We start from the raw sequence: 17052 nt of genomic DNA on the forward strand, positions 1-17052 counted from the left end.
TTTTAATCATAAAATCTGCAAGTTTTCTGCTATGAAGATAAGAAAACTTGCAGATTTAGCAAAGATATTCGCAAACTAATTTGCTGAATATCAGAAATTAAAACGAATTTTAAGGGACGACTATGTAGCCGTCCTCTCGGGTAACACAGACCTTCTGGAGAAAGCCAAGCTCGACAAGAAGATTGCTTCCTTGGAATCGGAGCGTAAGAATTTTCTACGGGAACGTGATTCGGCAACGGGCAAGTTGGCAGAAATAGAAAACTCGGTTGCTTTCCATTCGGACAAAATCAAGGAAGCAAAAGCAGACTTGGCTCTTTTCGAGCAGCGTGTGGAGCGTGACACGGAGGGTAATCCCATCAATAAACTCACCATTAAGGGTGTCGAAGGAAGTACGGACATCAAGGTTATTGCCGCGCGCTTGCAGGAGATAGAGGAAAAGGCTCGTACCAATGGTGAGTATAACAAAATCGGTGAGATTTACGACTTTTCCATCATGGTCAAGACGGAGTCGTCAAAGAGTCTGTTTGATTGCTCCGTGAACCGCTTCTTTGTGAAAGGGCAAGAAAGTATCTATTATACCTACAACAACGGTAAGTTGGCTTCTGACTCTAAACTTGCTTGCCAGAACTTTATCAACGCCTTGGAACGCATCCCCAAAGTAATCGAATCACACGAAAAGGAAATGGAAAAGGTTGCTGCAAATAAAGAGATCTATGCGACCATTGCGAGTGGTTCGTGGAAGAAAGAGGATGAGCTTCGTACGCTCAAAGGGCAGGCGGCAGAACTGGATAGAAAAATTGCACTCACCCTTGCTCCGCCTGAGGAAGAGAAAGAAACGGAAGAGGAGCAGCAGGAGCAAGAACATTGTGTTTCGGGAAAAGAGCTAACACAAGAAACAAGACACCCGGCGGAATCTATTTCCCAGCGGCAAACTGAAGGGATTCATTCCTCAGAGCGAGTCGCTCAAACTCCTCAAAACAACCGGGACATAATGAGCCGAGTTATATCGAAACCGAAATGGAAAATATAGAGCACATTGATTAACGAGAGAGGCATCAAGTAATAAAGCACTTGATGCTTCTGCAAAATCATTTTTACAAATAAGACGGATTTATATAACCTTAATTCTAACAACAGAGCTATCGTCTTCTATCAATGGTGATATTGGCAGATCTTTACAAGAAAAACAGTCGAAGATATTCTGTACTGTGTAATATCCATCACTACAAAGCAGTAATGAATCACCTACGTTTAATGGCAAATATTGAACTTGAATGGGAGTTCTAAAACCTCTTCCGGCAATACGAGTTATCAGATAGGTATCTATTCCTTGCACAATTACATTATCGTTAGTTAGTTGAATTACGTCCCCTTGTTCGTCCCGATAGTATAAGCGCACATTTCCCAAAGATGTATAAAAGAGCATGTCGTCACTGATGTACGCAAGAAGTAGAGCTACACCCATTTTGCATTTCTTCTCCTTGCAAGAATCAGCCAATCGGTTATCCGCATACGTTATGCTCCTGCGGATATGCTCTGTGCAATCAGTTACATCTGTATTTACGAAATACTCAGAGATAGCTTCGCAAATAATTTTTGAAGCCATCCACGGCAACGACAAGCCGCCTATTCCATCTGCGAGTAGAATGAGTGTTGCTCCATTCGGCAATTCTTGATGAAGAATATAATCCCCATTTTCCTTGCCTGCTGAGATACTTATGCTTTCAATCCGGATTCTCATCGTGCAAAACCTTATCAAATACGACAATCATCTTTTGAAATGCGAGAAGTGTTTTCTCGTAAGAAAAAACATTGCCGGTATCTATAATCTGCCGTATAAGCCTACTATTTTCTTCTTTTTCTATCTCATTCTGCAGACAGTGTTCATAGTGGCAAAGATGCTCTTCAGATAGGAATCCGGTAATGTCATAAGCAAGCCAATAAGCTCCAACAATCACCTCGTCAAAGTCATCCCAATCATAGACTTCAGGATGTAAATTCCTGTCCAAATTAGCAATAAAGTAGTTCTCAAGAATGAATGCCATATCTACGGCATCCTTATTCGTTTGGATATTCCGGTCTAACCAAGCATTGAACTTCAATACAAACAAACCATGCAACGATGCAATCTTTATATCGAATTCATCGTCAATAGTTACGGTGATGCATCACTCAGTACATCGGCAAAACCTTTGACAGACATGGCAATATCTTCCTCTGGAGGCCAATATATGTAACCATCTTCTCTTTCTATATCTCCGTAAGGGACAATATCCATTTCGTAGTCACCATCATAGAACCGCTGGTACATTTGTTTGTCCTTTTGAAACCCATGTGCCAATAAAGTCTGCTTGACTTCTTCGAATGCGTCCCAATCGGGAATGGCTATGGCAAGATCTAAATCCCGAGTCTTTCTCCCGGAACTTATACCTACCAATTGCCGAATCAAGATGTCCCGGGCAGTAGCCCCGATAACAAAGAAATCCTGCTCAATTTCAGCAAAACAACGACTGATTTTTCTAAGCAGGTCAACCAACAAAGGGTTGGCAATCTTATCACTCGAAATCTGAAAGTTCATCTTTTAATAATTTATTTGCTGCTTCGATGCAACGACCGTCCCCTTTGCTTACCAAATCGGCATATATCAAAACGTAAGGCATCGTACTGCCTTTCCAAAATTTCTGATATACATTAATAACTCCTTCGGTAGTACGGATCGCTCCTGTCTTCATCAGATTGGAGAAAGGAATCTCCGTATAGAGTTCAAAGAATTCCGGAGTAAGGTAACCATTCAATAAATTAGACGCACACTCTCCGCCCCATAACATCCCATCGGGTAACGCCATCTCTTTCCATTTTTCTTTTTGTTCCGGTGTGCGGAAGTCCAACTGCTTCAATAGTAATTTGGGCTTTAATACCTGATTATAATTTTCAGACCACAAATCAAGCAAAAGACGACGTTCTTTCAGAACTCTTTTTTTTTGAGTAGAGAGAATGAATTTACGATTTTCCAATTCATCAATCACATTTTTGACGGTACCTATGGAAACTCCACTATACTCCTTAATTTCTCGAAAAGGTTTGCTCACATTCTCTGGAGCTTGCAAGAGATAAAAGATTACTTTCAAGCCGGCTTCTTGGAATACAGGATAGTTCTTCTTATTATTCACAGGAGCTTTTTCTCCTGTGTGTGAAAAATAGAATATCATCTTCTTACCCTTCGTGTACTGTATATTATAGTTACCTGCCGTATCGGCAAAGTTGAGTCCCATTTTACGCAAGGCACCATAGACAGATGGTTGCACATATCTTGCAATCAGGATAATAGGTTCCTTGCAGGTATCCATAAGATTCTTTGCTTTCTCCTCTATACGCAGGAAGTTTCTTCCATTTATCTCATTCTCAATAAGGCATCGAAACCCTATGCCCATAATTTTGATGTATTTTTCCATCAAGGGTGTTTCCGGCTGGAAAGCATGGGTTATGACATCCAGTGCATCCTCCCACTGATTCCTCACAGCACTGATCACTTGATCTATAATCTGTATTCCGTCCATATCTTGTTCATTGTTTTATACCCGTTCAACGGAATTGAACATTGCAAATATACTGAACAAAATTCAAACTGCAAAAAAACTTTTGTTCATTATTTCTTTCTTATTCAGAAAAATTGAACAGCAGGGAAATAATGAACAGATTACTACCATTCCTCTCGCTTTCGCAGCATTTCATCGATCTTCTCACGCAGAAAGAGGAGACGTCCGTTGGCTTTGAGGTAAGGAATCTTTCCGGCCCAAACCCAGTTATAGATAGTCTTTTGCTCCACTTTCAGCAGTTTCGATACATCTATAATGTCCAAGTACTCAGGTTTGAGAGGTGGATGGACGGTCGTATCGACCGCTTGCTCTTGTAAGAAGAGTAAGCGGTCGAGCTTATCATCTACACACATCAGTTTGTCGAACAGCCGTCTCTGCCAGATGTCATCGGGATTGTTGTCTAAGTATGGCATAGCTCTCCCTTTTGGTAGTTACCACTCGCATCTTGCAATAAGATACGCTGTTCTTTCATGTATGCGATATATTTTTTTGCTGTACGATCCTTGATTCCCATTTCACGCATCAGCATATTACAAAGATCTTGATAAGAGAGTTTGGAGGTATTTCGGAATGTTTCCTTGACAACGGCAATCAACTCACCCGTCTTGCGCTTTTCCTTGTCCTCTTTCGATTTCTCACCACGATAAACGTGCATATCTGCCTCCTTGTCCCATCCGAAAAGCATCATCGGCACATCGAGAGGACTGCCGTCACGCACCTTTATCACCTTGACAACCGAGCATTCGGGATAATCGTCTTTTTCTATGGAAAGAATCCCTGCGGCCTTGCGCTGTAATTCCGAACCTATATGCCCACGAAGTTTGATGCCGTTGGGCACGAAGTGCAAGACACAGATGATGCAGGTATTGTAGATACCTGCCAAACGGTAAAGTTCATCCACAATAGCAATACTCTCCGTCTCGTCATTGGCCGAGCGTATCAAATCTGCGATTCCATCAATGACTACAAGATGGATTCCTCCGTGTTTGTGATGAAACAAGTCCATGCTCTCGCGAATGAGCTTCAGTCGGTCTTTTCGGGAAAGAGAAGCAAGATACAGAGAGTGATAGAAATCGGGGACAGCCGTGAGTGAAGCACGACGAAGCGTCCGTCCCAAGTTCTTGTGTAATTGAGCCTCGGATTGCTCCGTATCGTAGTGCAGGACGGCTAAGCCTTTGGGGTTTGCGATAATCTCCAATCCCAGTGCTTGCTCCGACGGTATCTGTTCTTTTCCCAATGTCCCGGAGAGAATGGCCGAGATGTAGTTACTCTTGCCCGTTCCCTCTCCACCTGTGATACAAAAGAGATTATCCTGTGTTCCAAGAGGAACACCATTGACTGCCACAACCGATTTTGAGGCATCGGGTGGATTATCGTAATCGATCTCGCACGAGCGGAGCATCATTATAGTTTGCGTGTATATTCCCGACAGCATCTCCGAAATCAAGGATTTCAAATCATTTTCGGTTCGTCCCAAGGCGAAGAAATCGGAAATATCCTTCTCGCTTTTGATCCCCTGAAGAGGTAAGGTTAAAGTCAGTATGTTGTACCGAGCCAACGCCTCTGCTTGACGGCGTGTTTCTCGCAGCCCGGTTTCATCGGTGTCATAGAGCAAAATGATATGCCGAAAGCGAAGTTGCAGACTCTCAATGATATTCTCCGGTATAGACGCTGTCTCACTGTTGAAACAAATGGCATTGAAGTGATGGGCGGAAAGGGAAAGTACATCTTTTTCTCCTCCGGTAATGAAAAGAATATCTCCTTTGCTTGGGAGCTGTTCCAAGCCGAAGATGTAGTGTTCATCCTTTTCTCCTCCGTATAAGAATCGCATTTTACTGAAAGGACGGTAGATTTTTACGAAGTCTCCCATCATATAGCAGAAGACAGGCTCTTTTTCCGTAGAGGAGAGTGTATAGACTTTTCCTTGGTTGGATACAGACTCGTATCGAAGCAACGATTTTACGGCAAATCGTTGCAAGGTCTTTGCGGTAATGCCGTATTGCTGCCAATAGGCAATCTCATCGGGTTTGAATGGTTGTTCATAAAGGTTGAACCATTTCTTGTTCTCTGCCGGATGTTCCTGCTCGGGCTTCTTATGCGGAATTGAAGCACGATTCCGCAGATATAGATCGCAATACCGACTACCTTTGTCCAATACAGGAATATTGAGATTCAAATCCCGGATAATGGCTGTCAAGACCTTTTGAAAATCCATCCGGATATCGAGTCCAAGCATGGCAGCTACAAACCAAAAGCAGTCACCAGAGTAAAGTTCATTCCCGAAATCTTTCATGCGATAGCAGTCACCCTTCTTATCGTAGTAGATATTGCAGGAAGCTCGCTTATCATCATATAGTGGATTCCGAAAATTCCGTTTGAGTACAAAATCGATCGGCATATAGAAGCAAAACACCTCCAAGCCCCGATTAGTCTTCGACAAAATCTCTTCTTTCAAACTCATAGTTCTTCAAATAAGGTTTGAGCGTCTTCTCCCATATAGCCTTTCAGAATGCCATCCTTGTAGGCGTTTAGCCGCTGCAGGGCTTCCACTCTCCGAAAACCCTTAAAGGATGCACGGCCGGTCTTGATCGCTATATACAGACCTTTGAAAGGGTAGACTACATGATTGCACGAGACATAGCGATAGGGAACGGCATGCGATTCCCGCCAACGAGCCAACGATGCCTTGGAAATGCCGAGAAGTCGCAAGACATCGGACGAGTTCAATTCGATCTTCTCTTCCAAGACCGAGTAGTCCTTTTTCAATTCGAGGATAAAGCCTGAGATTTGTCTGATCTCTGCACGAAGCTCTCGGATTTCTAACAGCAAGTCCGGTGGTGTCATGTTACTCTGCATACTCTTCGCTCGCTTTGATCAAAGCTCCTGCCAGATGTCGGAGCAGAAGTTTCATTTCTGTTGTTTTTCCCACATTCTTGATTTCCGAGAACAAATCGGTAACACACTTGCATAGTTGCGTGGCTTCCAAATCGAAGAGTTCGTTCAGGAGCTGTGTCAGACTCTCCTCCTGAATGGTGTAGCAACGACCGCTTATATGAGGTTTTACCTCGACAATTTTTTCGATAAGACCCTGTGGAACTTGCAATACGAGCACTTCTTTCCCGAATGCTGCGGCACATCTGGCATAGGTGCTCAGATGCAGGTCTTTCTTCAGCTTGCATGAATCCGCGAAGTTGGATTTGTCCACATTGACCTTGAATGCAACGCTCTTCCTGTTATCACAAGATAAGAGCATCCTCTCAAGAGTAGGATGCACGATAAAAATGCGCCCTTTTCTTGCTGAATTACGTTGTTTATTTGCCATATATCTTGAACTTAAGGAGTCTACGCCTACAAAGTTCCTATGGGAGAGCGTAATTTTAGGAATATTGAAACACCTTTATTGGGTAATATAATACCATTCTTGCATTCTGAGGGATAAAAGCTTCAAATCGTCAAGTAAAAAACAGAATTTACAGCATGGAGACTGTCAGTGCACGGTGCAAGATCTATCTATATATAGAGACTTGCACCGTGCACTGAAAATTGTAGCCAAGAGGATTCTCAAAAGATTTTCAGTCAGACATTTGGCGATCGTTCGTTTTTTTAGGACTTTTGTTCCCAAGAAACACAGGTGTGTGTTTTTGATGATGGCATTTATGAGTACGCTCAAAATACTCTCTTGTGGCTACAATTTGGCTACAGAGAAATAATGGAGGCGTATAAAAGATTATGATACAAGGAGTTGATGGATTTAGTTCATAATCCTCTCTCTCCGCAACATAAGGGTGTAAATCAACAGTTGATGCGATTTACACCCTTTTTCTATGCCCGAAAGTATCGAGATAAAAAGATTCGTTATCAGTCTCCCTTGTATATAAGGAGATTCACCCCAAAACATCGTCATTTAGGTCGAATCGGCTCAAAAAAATCAGGTTTATTATTCGTTTTTCAAGGCCACATTGAGCCAATAATAAATTGTTTATTGCTATATTCGAGCCAATTGAAGTTGATAAATATGGATATCTCAAGAGAAACACTACAGTATCTGCGCTATCATCCACTTTCTTCGCGTGATGAGATTGCAAGTGGCACTTCCTTCGACAAAACATCTTCGACAAGGCGCTTCTTACACTTATACTGTTGTCCTATATCCAGGCATTCTCTGATGGGAACAAGCGCACAGCTCGTATCACCAGTAATGCTATTCTGATAGCCAACGGCTATTGTCCACTGAGTTTCCGCACGGTTGACTCCATAGACTATAAAAAGGCCATGCTCATTTTCTGTAAAACACTTTGCTTTTTCGTCAGGTATTGGGGTTTGCGTACACGTACACAGAGGTAAAAAACGAAGTTTTCATGTTCGCGGACATGTACGGAGAGAGAAAAACGGCTGTTTTGGGGTTTGCGGACATGTACGCAGACGCAAAAAATGCAGTTTTCATGTTCGAGGATATATACGTAAGGGTAAAAACGGGAGTTTTTGGGATTTCGCACACAGTTTTTTAGATACATAAGACTGTCGTTGCCTTTTCGCTCAAGGGATTGAAGGCTGAAAGAGAGTGACGTATGCTTCTTTCCCTTCTTCGACAACCTTATAGGACAAAAAAAGAGTGCGCCGGAATAATCCTGACGCACTCTCTACAGTATAATAAGGTGATCGTAGGGGCGGTATCAGTCGCCAGCAGAAGGCGGAGCAGTGACTTCACCGAAGAGAGTCGCAGAAGTGGCGTCGGTAATGCGCACGTGGACGTATTGGCCGACGCGGTGGTTCTGCTTGTTGAAGATCACCACTTTGTTCTGCTGAGTGCGGCCGAAAAGCTGCTCACGCGAACGCTTGCTAAAGCCCTCTATCAGCACCTCGAAGGTCTTGCCGATGTCCCGTTTGTTGCTTTCCTCACTTAGTTTATTTTGGAGGGCTATCATGCGGTCAAGTCTCTCAAGCTTAACCTCTTCGGGAACGTCGTCGGCCAGATGACGGGCGGCATAGGTACCCGGTCGCTCGGAGTACTTAAACATGAAAGCGGAGTCATAGCCCACCTCTTCCATCAGACTGAGGGTGTCAACGAAGTCTGCTTCGGTCTCGGAGTGGAAGCCACAGAAGAGATCGCTACTGATAGCGCAGTCCGGAATGGCATGACGGATGGCCTGCACGCGGTCAAGGTACCATGCCCGTGTATAGCCACGCTTCATGAGGCGCAACATCTTGTCGCTTCCGCTCTGGGCAGGGAGGTGTATGTGGTTACATATATTATGGTATTGAGCCATCACAGCAATGGCTTCATCGTCCATATCCTTGGGATGCGGAGAAGTGAAGCGGATGCGCATATCAGGCACGGCCTCAGCCACTGCTGCCAATAAATCGGGGAATCGAACGATGCGCCCATCGTGTTCGTAACGATAGGAATTGACGTTTTGGCCAAGGAGGGTCACCTCGCGGAAATTTTTGGTTTTCAAATCCCTCACTTCGTTGAGGATGCTTTCTAACTCTCGACTTCGCTCTCTTCCTCGGGTATAGGGTACGATACAGTAGCTGCAGAAATTGTTGCAGCCACGCATGATGGAGACAAAGCCGTTGATATGTACACCACCTATCTTCAGAGGCATGACATCCTTGTAAGTCTCTTGGGTGGACAGCTCCACATTGATGGCTTTCTCGCCCTGTTCGGCAGCACCGATGAGATTGGGGAGATCAAGGTAGGAGTCTGGCCCCGCCACGACATCGACGTGGTGGTCACGGATGAGTTCTTCCCTGACGCGTTCGGCCATACACCCCAGCACACCGAGGACGAGAGGTGAATCGCTACGTCTCTTTTTCCGGAGCGAGTGGTAATAGGCCAGGCGGTTGAGTACTTTCTGCTCGGCATTGTCGCGCACGGAGCAGGTATTGATGAGGACAGTATCGGCATCGTCCGCGCTATCAGCCAGGCTGTAGCCGTCCATTTGCATGATGGATGCCACGACTTCACTATCGGCCACATTCATTTGGCAGCCGTAGGTTTCGATGTAGAGCTTTCGCTCTTGTTTGTTCTCGGCGGATTTAGAGTCCGCTCCGATTTGTTCGATCATACTTGTATGTTATATCTATTTGTCGTATTTCGCTTCTTTCTTTTCACAGAAAGTTGCATTTTTCCTTCCCGTTCGTTATGTTTGCGGTGGAAAAGTAAGATTTTTCATAGTTAAGGTTTTGGTTAATTTGGGAGGAGTGGGTCGTGAGACTCGCTCCTTTTTTCTACTATCCTACCTCCTCAAAGGAGTGCAGAAATGCCTGCCGAATAAATCAGGGAAAGACACAACATGATCAGATGAATATAATTGGGCAGGCATATACGACACTATGTCGTAGAGTTTCAGTACTTTCGCAGGCGGCAAAGTTAAGCTATTTCGATAACAACTATTTAAGTAACAAAAATAACGGTACTATGGCTCTAAGATTTATCACTGCCGAAGAGGCAGCTGAGTTTGTGCAGCACAATGACAATGTCGGCTTCAGTGGTTTTACCCCTGCGGGTAACCCCAAAGTGGTGCCGGGCGCTATCGCCAAGCGTGCAATAGCAGAACACGAAAAAGGCAATCCCTTCCAAATCGGTATGTTTACGGGAGCGAGCACGGGTGCCCGCTTGGATGGCGCGCTGGCGAAAGCTGAAGCGGTGAAGTTCCGTACGCCCTACCAATCGAATACTGACCTGCGTAACCTCATCAACGGAGGAGCAACTTCCTATTTCGACCTGCATCTCTCCACATTGGCACAGGATCTGCGTTATGGTTTCTACGGCAAGGTGGACGTGGCTATCGTAGAAGCTGCAGACGTTACCGAAGACGGTAAGATATTGCCCACCACGGGTGTAGGGATCCTCCCCACCATTTGTCGCCTGGCCGACAAAATCATCGTGGAACTGAACGACAAGCATCCGAAAGAAATCATGGGTATGCACGACTTGTGCGAGCCGCTCGATCCTCCTGCTCGTCGCGATCTGCCTATCTATAGCCCCTCTGACCGCATCGGCAAGCCCTACGTACAAGTAGATCCCTCTAAGATCGTAGGCGTCGTGCGCACAAGCGAACCGAATGACGATAGCGACTTCGCCCCCCTTGATCCTGTGACAAAAGCTATCGGTGACAACGTTGCTGCCTTCCTCGTAAGTGAAATGAAAGCCGGACGAATGCCCAAAGAGTTCCTCCCCTTGCAAAGCGGTGTGGGCAATGTGGCCAATGCTGTGCTCGGAGCACTCGGAGACAATCCCGACATCCCCGCATTCAATGTCTATACGGAGGTGATACAAGATGCCGTGATTGATCTGATGAAGAAAGGGCGCGTCAAGTTTGCCAGCGGTTGTTCGCTCTCTGTGAGTCGTTCTGTAATACAAGACATCTATGCCAATCTGGACTTCTTCAAAGACAAGATCCTGCTCCGTCCGCAGGAATACTCCAACAATCCCGAGATTGTACGTCGCTTAGGAGTTATCACCATCAATACGGCTCTCGAAGCAGATATTTTCGGCAACATCAATTCTACCCACGTGGGCGGAACACGTATGATGAACGGTATCGGAGGATCGGGCGACTTCACTCGCAACGGTTACGTTTCCATCTTTACCACACCTTCTACGATGAAGGACGGCAAGATCAGCTCATTCGTTCCCATGGTAGCACACCACGACCATAGCGAGCACTCGGTGAAGGTGATCATCTCCGAATGGGGTGTAGCCGATTTGCGTGGCAAGAATCCTCGTGAACGTGCTCGCGAGATCATCGACAAATGCGTACATCCCGATTATCGTCCCATCCTGCGCGAATATCTGGAGTTGGGCGTCAAGGGACAGACACCTCAGAATCTCGATTGTTGCTTTGCCTTCCATCAAGAGCTGGCCAAGAGTGGCGACATGCGCAATGTACGCTGGGAAGACTACATGAAGTAATCGGTCGAGCGAGGACGCTTGTGCCGAATATGTGATGTACAAGCGCGAATAAGATCCCGACATTTCTGTCAGAGACTAAGGCACCCGCCCGAGTTCGGTCGCGAACTTGGGTGGGTGCTTCTTTTTGTTTCATCTGTCGAAGAGGCCTTTTCGGCCTCTCATTTTATACATATAATGCTTTGCAATCTTTATATATAATGGAAACGATAATTATATAAATTGAAAGCAATAATTATATAAATCGAAAATGATAATTATATAAATCGAATTTGCTCTGTATATAAATCGTTTCCCGACCTCTTTTCGGCTGTCTTCCGATCTCTTTTAGCGGCTTCTCCTCTTCCTTTCAGTCACTTATTTAGAATCATTCCAAACTTCTCTTCGTTGTTGAAAAATTTTTTTGCACAAGTTTTAATGCTTGCCGGAAGGCTGTTTTGCCTGTTATGAGATCGAAAAACATAAAAAATCCTTTGTGCGACTAAGGCTTTCTTTGCATATTTGCACTTGTGAAAACCAATCTATTAATAGTAGACATTAAGACTCTGCACTTATTATGAATAAGGAGCTACCAAAAACTATCACCTCAAGACAACTTGTCAGGATGCTGAAAGATGCTTCCGGAGAATCCAAAGGGAAGAAATTCTGTTTCCTGATAGGAGCGGGAGCCTCCATTTCTTCCGGTATTCCCACCGGAGCAGATTTGGCAAGGGAATGGATCCGTGAGATAGAAGAGGATTGCAGTAAGGGCGATTTTGCGAGATGGAAGAATAAGGTTGGAATTTCAGAGGACAATGTGGGAGAGTTCTATCCGAAAATCTATGAAAAACGTTTTGGCCATATCCCTGAATCAGGGTACGATTGTATTAGACATTATATGGAGGGTAAAGAGCCATCCCTTGGCTACCTTATTCTGGCTAATATCATGGTGAAAGAAAAGCACAATGTGGTGATTACGACCAATTTTGATAACCTTTTGGAGGATGCCATTCGTACCTATACCCAAGAAAAACCATTCATCGCAGGTCACGAGGCTTTGGCCGATTATGTCCCCAAACGCAGCGATAGACCTATTATTCTGAAGGTCCATCGGGATTTGTTCTTCCATCCCTTTTCTGATCAGGAACATACCAGAACCATACAAACAGCCTGGGTAGGCATATTAGATAGATTCCTTTCGGATTATTTTCTGATTGTGCTTGGCTATGGGGGAAATGACGAAAGCTTAATGGACTATTTCACATCGCTCAAAAATCGGAAACAAATTTATTGGTGTGTATACAATCCAGGAGAAGAGCCATCTAATCCAGATTCAGAAAACGATCTTTCTTGGCGAGAGCATCTTTGGAGTAAACTCTCTTCAAAAGCGCAAAACATACTGAATGCTAATGATTTTCTGATAGCAATAAATGGATTTGATATATTTATGTATGATTGTTATGCTGCATTAGGGTATAAATTTCTTGATGAAATAGAGAAAATAAAAAGACCTAATCCAATGCATGAACTATTAGAGGCGACTTATCGACGTCTTGAGAATATTAATGTACAAAGAAAAGAAATCTCAGAGATAAAAAGAAGTTTGTCACAGGAAACCTCAGCATCATATCGTAATGTTTTGTCCGGTTCTTTGGGCTATTTGTTTGACGCCAATCAAGAGACAGATATAGACAAGAAAGACAAGATCTATCAGGAAGGTATTGCCAAGTATCCTCAAGACGCAGATCTATTGGGGGATTATGCCTCATTCTTACATACGATCCGCCACGATTACGACCAAGCCGAAGCGTATTACAAGCGTGCGTTAGAGGTAGAGCCGAATCATGCCAATACGCTTGGTAATTACGCTGTATTCTTAAAAGATATTCGCCACGATTACGACCAAGCCGAAGCGTATTACAAGCGTGCGTTAGAGGCTGAGCCGAATCATGCCAATACGCTTGGCAATTATGCTGTATTCTTAAAGGATATCCGTCACGAGTACGACCAAGCCGAAGCGTATTACAAGCGTGCGTTAGAGGCTGAGCCGAAGGATGCCAATACGCTTGGTAATTATGCTCATTTTCTTATTACGTGTCGGGGGGATCTCAAACGTGCTGATAGTTTGATTCGTCAGGCATTTGAGAATACTGATGAAAATGAAGGAACGAAACCCTTGCTGGCGGAATTGTGGTTCTACAGATATGCGCACTACTATGAGGAATGGGGAGCCGAGGCGGAAAAAGAACTGGCGGCCTTGCTGAATGCCGGAGCGAAATCCATCGGATGGAACTTGGCTCCGGATATAGAGCTGGCTCGGAAAAACCGGCATCCGCATATAGAGCAGCTGGAAGCCTTTGCCAAGAAATTGACGGAAAAAGCATAGCAGGCTTTTGACTGCATTTCCATTCGCTGTTTACCCCGTCGGAACAAAACGCGGTCATCCTTGTTCCATAACTGGGTTACTCATGATTGAAGTAAACCGCTCGGGACAGAGGGCATAACGAGGAGGAGGAAGTCTTTTTCTCCTTTGATATAGCATGTTTCGCCTACTATTCTGCCCCATACTCCTTAGAGGTTCATGGGTTTGAGGGGGTGGTAGAAAGTAGTGTATCTTGCTCTTTTTTCGTTAATTTGCAGTTTCTGAATGGCATCAGTAGCACAACAAAGATGAGGGAAGGTTGCTTTTCGTGTCAGGACAAGAACTACCAATATCAAAAAATAACAACAAACGAACGGACTAAATGGAAAAGAAAAGAGTCTATACCTTCGGCAATGGGAAGGCCGAAGGAGAAGCAGGGATGAAAAACCTGCTCGGAGGTAAAGGGGCCAACTTGGCCGAAATGAATCTGATCGGCGTGCCGGTACCTCCTGGTTTTACAATCACGACAGAGGTCTGTCAGGAATACTATACTTTGGGGCGCGACCAAGTGGTGGAACTGCTCCGCGATGAGGTGAATGAGGCAATCAAAAACATCGAAGGACTGATGAAGTCCAAATTTGGCGACACGGAGAATCCGCTGTTGGTATCCGTTCGTTCAGGTGCTCGCGCTTCTATGCCGGGTATGATGGACACGATCCTCAACCTCGGCCTCAACGATGACGTTGTGGACGGTATCGTGCGCAAGACCGGCAATGAGCGCTTCGCTTGGGACTCTTATCGCCGCTTCGTGCAGATGTACGGCGACGTAGTGCTCGGCATGAAGCCCACCAATAAAGAAGACATCGACCCGTTCGAAGAAATAATCGAGAAGGTCAAGGAAGAGAATGGTGTACACTTGGACAACGAGCTATCTGTAGAGAACCTCAAAGACCTCGTGAGCCGATTCAAGGCTGCCGTGAAGGCACAAACAGGAAAGGACTTCCCGTTCTCTGCCGAGGAGCAGTTGTGGGGAGCCATTATGTCGGTTTTCGACTCTTGGATGAACGAGCGTGCCATCCTCTATCGTCGTATGGAAGGTATTCCCTCAGAGTGGGGAACAGCTGTAAACGTACAGGCAATGGTATTCGGTAATATGGGCGACACTTCGGCAACAGGTGTTTGCTTCTCCCGTGATGCCGGTAATGGCGAAGATCTCTTCAATGGAGAGTACCTCATCAATGCACAGGGCGAAGACGTGGTAGCCGGTATCCGTACACCACAGCAGATCACCAAAATCGGCTCACAGCGATGGGCCGAAAGAGCAGGCATCTCGGAAGAAGAGCGCGCGGCCAAGTATCCTTCTATGGAAGAGGTGATGCCTGAGATATATAAGGAACTCGATATGCTCCAGCAGAAGCTCGAAGATCACTATCGTGATATGCAAGATATGGAGTTCACCGTACAAGAAGGAAAACTTTGGTTCCTCCAGACCCGTAACGGCAAGCGTACCGGTGCTGCTATGGTGAAGATCGCCATGGACCTTCTGCGCCAAGGCGTTATCAAGGAAGAAGAAGCTCTGATGCGTATAGAGCCTAACAAACTGGATGAACTGCTTCACCCCGTCTTTGATAAGACTGCTCTACTCAGAGCACGCGTTCTGACCAAAGGTCTGCCGGCATCTCCGGGTGCTGCTACGGGCCAGATCGTATTCTTCGCCGACGATGCTGCTCAGTGGAAGGAAGACGGCAAACGCGTAGTAATGGTACGTGTGGAAACTTCACCTGAGGACTTGGCCGGCATGTCTGCTGCTGAAGGTATCCTGACTGCTCGAGGAGGGATGACTTCGCACGCTGCCGTAGTGGCTCGCGGTATGGGTAAATGCTGCGTATCGGGTGCCGGTGCGCTCAATATAGACTACAAAGCTCGCACTGTAGAGATTGACGGTACGCTCTTCAAAGAAGGCGACTACATCTCTATCAACGGATCTACCGGCGAAATCTATGAAGGAGAAGTAGAGACCAAGGCTGCTGAGATGGATCAGGACTTTGCTGACCTGATGGCCTTGTCAGACAAATACGCCAAACTGAAAGTGCGCACGAATGCAGATACGCCTCACGATGCCATGATGGCTCGCAGCTTCGGCGCAGTAGGTATCGGCCTCTGCCGTACGGAGCATATGTTCTTCGAAGGCGAGAAGATCAAGGCTATGCGCGAAATGATCTTGAGTGAAACAACTGAAGGCCGTGTACGCGCCCTGGCTAAGATCTTGCCCTACCAGCAAGAAGACTTCAAGGGTATCTTCCGAGCCATGAACGGCTTCCCCGTTAATGTGCGTCTGCTCGACCCCCCTCTGCATGAGTTCGTTCCTCACGATCTGAAGGGTCAGGAAGAAATGGCTCAGATGATGGGTGTGGATGTAAAGGTCATCCAAAAACGGGTAGAAGACCTGATGGAGCATAATCCCATGTTGGGCCACCGCGGTTGCCGTCTGGGTAACACTTATCCCGAAATCACAGAGATGCAGACGCGTGCCATCCTCGGTGCTTGTCTGGAACTGAAGAAAGAAGGCGTAGTGTGTCTGCCTGAAATCATGGTGCCGCTCACAGGTATCCTCCACGAGTTCAAGCAACAGGAAGAGGTAATCCGCTCAACTGCTGCCAAGCTCTTCGAAGAGAAGGGAGACAGCGTAGAATTCCAAGTAGGTACAATGATCGAAGTACCGCGTGCAGCGTTGACTGCCGACAGAATTGCCTCATCGGCAGAATTCTTCTCATTCGGCACAAATGACCTCACGCAAATGACCTTCGGTTACTCACGTGACGACATCGCCTCGTTCCTCCCCATCTACCTCGAAAAGAAGATACTCAAGGTGGATCCTTTCCAGGTACTCGACCAAAAGGGTGTGGGCCAGCTCGTAAGAATGGCGACGGAGAACGGCCGCAAGGCTCGTCCCAACCTCAAGTGCGGCATCTGTGGCGAACACGGTGGAGAACCTTCATCTGTGAAATTCTGCCATCAGGTTGGCTTGAACTACGTGTCCTGCTCACCTTTCCGCGTGCCCATCGCTCGCTTGGCTGCAGCACAGGCTGTGATCGAAGAAGGCAAGTAACCTCTCGAAGGTTTTATACTCTGTTCTCAAGAACCGAGTCACAACCAACCAGAAAAGAGCAAGTCCCTCATTTGGGACTTGCTCTTTTCTG

General features: G+C 45.7%; 10 protein-coding genes and 3 pseudogenes. 5 read left to right on the top strand and 8 right to left on the bottom strand.

The genetic code is table 11. The features are described 5' to 3' along the window. Positions 1-118 precede the first annotated feature (118 nt). Positions 119-1030: pseudogene (locus C7382_RS04200) on the top strand (helicase); the annotation flags it as partial. An 81-nt stretch (positions 1031-1111) separates the two neighbouring features. On the opposite strand, the gene C7382_RS04205 reads toward C7382_RS04200, so the two are convergent. From C7382_RS04205 to C7382_RS04235, 7 genes and pseudogenes are all read right to left on the bottom strand, one after another. Next, positions 1112-1741, bottom strand: a complete 630-nt coding sequence (locus C7382_RS04205; protein WP_116679070.1) for a PP2C family protein-serine/threonine phosphatase — start codon at positions 1739-1741, stop codon at positions 1112-1114. After that, positions 1725-2578 (bottom strand): annotated as a pseudogene (locus C7382_RS04210) (nucleotidyl transferase AbiEii/AbiGii toxin family protein). The gene C7382_RS04205 and the pseudogene C7382_RS04210 overlap by 17 nt, the downstream one beginning before the upstream one ends. Continuing rightward, on the bottom strand, positions 2556-3557 hold the full coding sequence (locus C7382_RS04215) for a type IV toxin-antitoxin system AbiEi family antitoxin (protein ID WP_116679071.1): 1002 nt from the start codon (positions 3555-3557) through the stop codon (positions 2556-2558). The pseudogene C7382_RS04210 and the gene C7382_RS04215 overlap by 23 nt, the downstream one beginning before the upstream one ends. Before the next feature lie 143 nt (positions 3558-3700). Next, positions 3701-4009, bottom strand: a complete 309-nt coding sequence (locus tag C7382_RS04220) for a helix-turn-helix domain-containing protein (protein ID WP_116679072.1) — start codon at positions 4007-4009, stop codon at positions 3701-3703. After that, positions 3997-6057, bottom strand: a complete 2061-nt coding sequence (locus C7382_RS04225; protein WP_116679073.1) for a bifunctional DNA primase/helicase — start codon at positions 6055-6057, stop codon at positions 3997-3999. Before C7382_RS04225 ends, C7382_RS04220 begins: the two co-directional genes overlap by 13 nt. Then, the gene (locus C7382_RS04230) at positions 6054-6440 is read right to left on the bottom strand and encodes a hypothetical protein (RefSeq protein WP_394342046.1); all 387 of its coding nucleotides are present in this window, start codon (positions 6438-6440) and stop codon (positions 6054-6056) included. The genes C7382_RS04225 and C7382_RS04230 overlap by 4 nt, the downstream gene beginning before the upstream one ends. A 1-nt stretch (position 6441) precedes the next feature. After that, positions 6442-6918, bottom strand: coding sequence for a hypothetical protein (locus tag C7382_RS04235; RefSeq protein ID WP_133241530.1), 477 nt, complete (start codon positions 6916-6918; stop codon positions 6442-6444). Between the two features lie 776 nt (positions 6919-7694). On the opposite strand from C7382_RS04235, the pseudogene C7382_RS04240 reads away from it, so the two are divergent. Further along, positions 7695-7880: pseudogene (locus C7382_RS04240) on the top strand (Fic family protein); the annotation flags it as partial. A gap of 389 nt (positions 7881-8269) precedes the next feature. Here C7382_RS04240 and miaB read toward each other — a convergent pair. Next, entirely contained in the window at positions 8270-9664 is a 1395-nt protein-coding gene (gene miaB, locus C7382_RS04245) for a tRNA (N6-isopentenyl adenosine(37)-C2)-methylthiotransferase MiaB (protein WP_116679076.1), read from the bottom strand. A gap of 353 nt (positions 9665-10017) precedes the next feature. Between miaB and C7382_RS04250 the strand changes: the two genes are divergently transcribed. The 3 genes from C7382_RS04250 (at position 10018) to ppdK (ending at position 16961) form a co-directional block, all read left to right on the top strand. After that, complete coding sequence (locus C7382_RS04250; RefSeq protein ID WP_116679077.1) at positions 10018-11514, top strand: acetyl-CoA hydrolase/transferase family protein; 1497 nt, start codon at positions 10018-10020, stop codon at positions 11512-11514. Positions 11515-12067: 553 nt separating this feature from the next. Next, positions 12068-13876 carry an SIR2 family protein gene (locus C7382_RS04255; protein WP_116679078.1) on the top strand — a complete coding sequence of 603 codons (1809 nt, stop codon included), beginning with the start codon at positions 12068-12070 and terminating at the stop codon, positions 13874-13876. A gap of 358 nt (positions 13877-14234) precedes the next feature. Next, entirely contained in the window at positions 14235-16961 is a 2727-nt protein-coding gene (ppdK, locus tag C7382_RS04260; RefSeq protein WP_116679079.1) for a pyruvate, phosphate dikinase, read from the top strand. Positions 16962-17052 lie beyond the last annotated feature (91 nt).

The sequence above is a fragment of the Porphyromonas loveana genome (assembly GCF_003096695.1).
GTDB classification, from domain to species: Bacteria; Bacteroidota; Bacteroidia; order Bacteroidales; family Porphyromonadaceae; genus Porphyromonas; species Porphyromonas loveana.

Excerpts from the sequence above, each read along its gene's own strand:
- C7382_RS04205 (WP_116679070.1), bottom strand. The coding sequence starts at position 1,741 with ATGAGAATCCGGATTGAAAGCATAAGTATCTCAGCAGGCAAGGAAAAT.
- C7382_RS04215 (WP_116679071.1), bottom strand. The coding sequence starts at position 3,557 with ATGGACGGAATACAGATTATAGATCAAGTGATCAGTGCTGTGAGGAAT.
- C7382_RS04220 (WP_116679072.1), bottom strand. The coding sequence starts at position 4,009 with ATGCCATACTTAGACAACAATCCCGATGACATCTGGCAGAGACGGCTG.
- C7382_RS04225 (WP_116679073.1), bottom strand. The coding sequence starts at position 6,057 with ATGAGTTTGAAAGAAGAGATTTTGTCGAAGACTAATCGGGGCTTGGAG.
- C7382_RS04230 (WP_394342046.1), bottom strand. The coding sequence starts at position 6,440 with ATGACACCACCGGACTTGCTGTTAGAAATCCGAGAGCTTCGTGCAGAG.
- C7382_RS04235 (WP_133241530.1), bottom strand. The coding sequence starts at position 6,918 with ATGGCAAATAAACAACGTAATTCAGCAAGAAAAGGGCGCATTTTTATC.
- miaB (WP_116679076.1), bottom strand. The coding sequence starts at position 9,664 with ATGATCGAACAAATCGGAGCGGACTCTAAATCCGCCGAGAACAAACAA.
- C7382_RS04250 (WP_116679077.1), top strand. The coding sequence starts at position 10,018 with ATGGCTCTAAGATTTATCACTGCCGAAGAGGCAGCTGAGTTTGTGCAG.
- C7382_RS04255 (WP_116679078.1), top strand. The coding sequence starts at position 12,068 with ATGAATAAGGAGCTACCAAAAACTATCACCTCAAGACAACTTGTCAGG.
- ppdK (WP_116679079.1), top strand. The coding sequence starts at position 14,235 with ATGGAAAAGAAAAGAGTCTATACCTTCGGCAATGGGAAGGCCGAAGGA.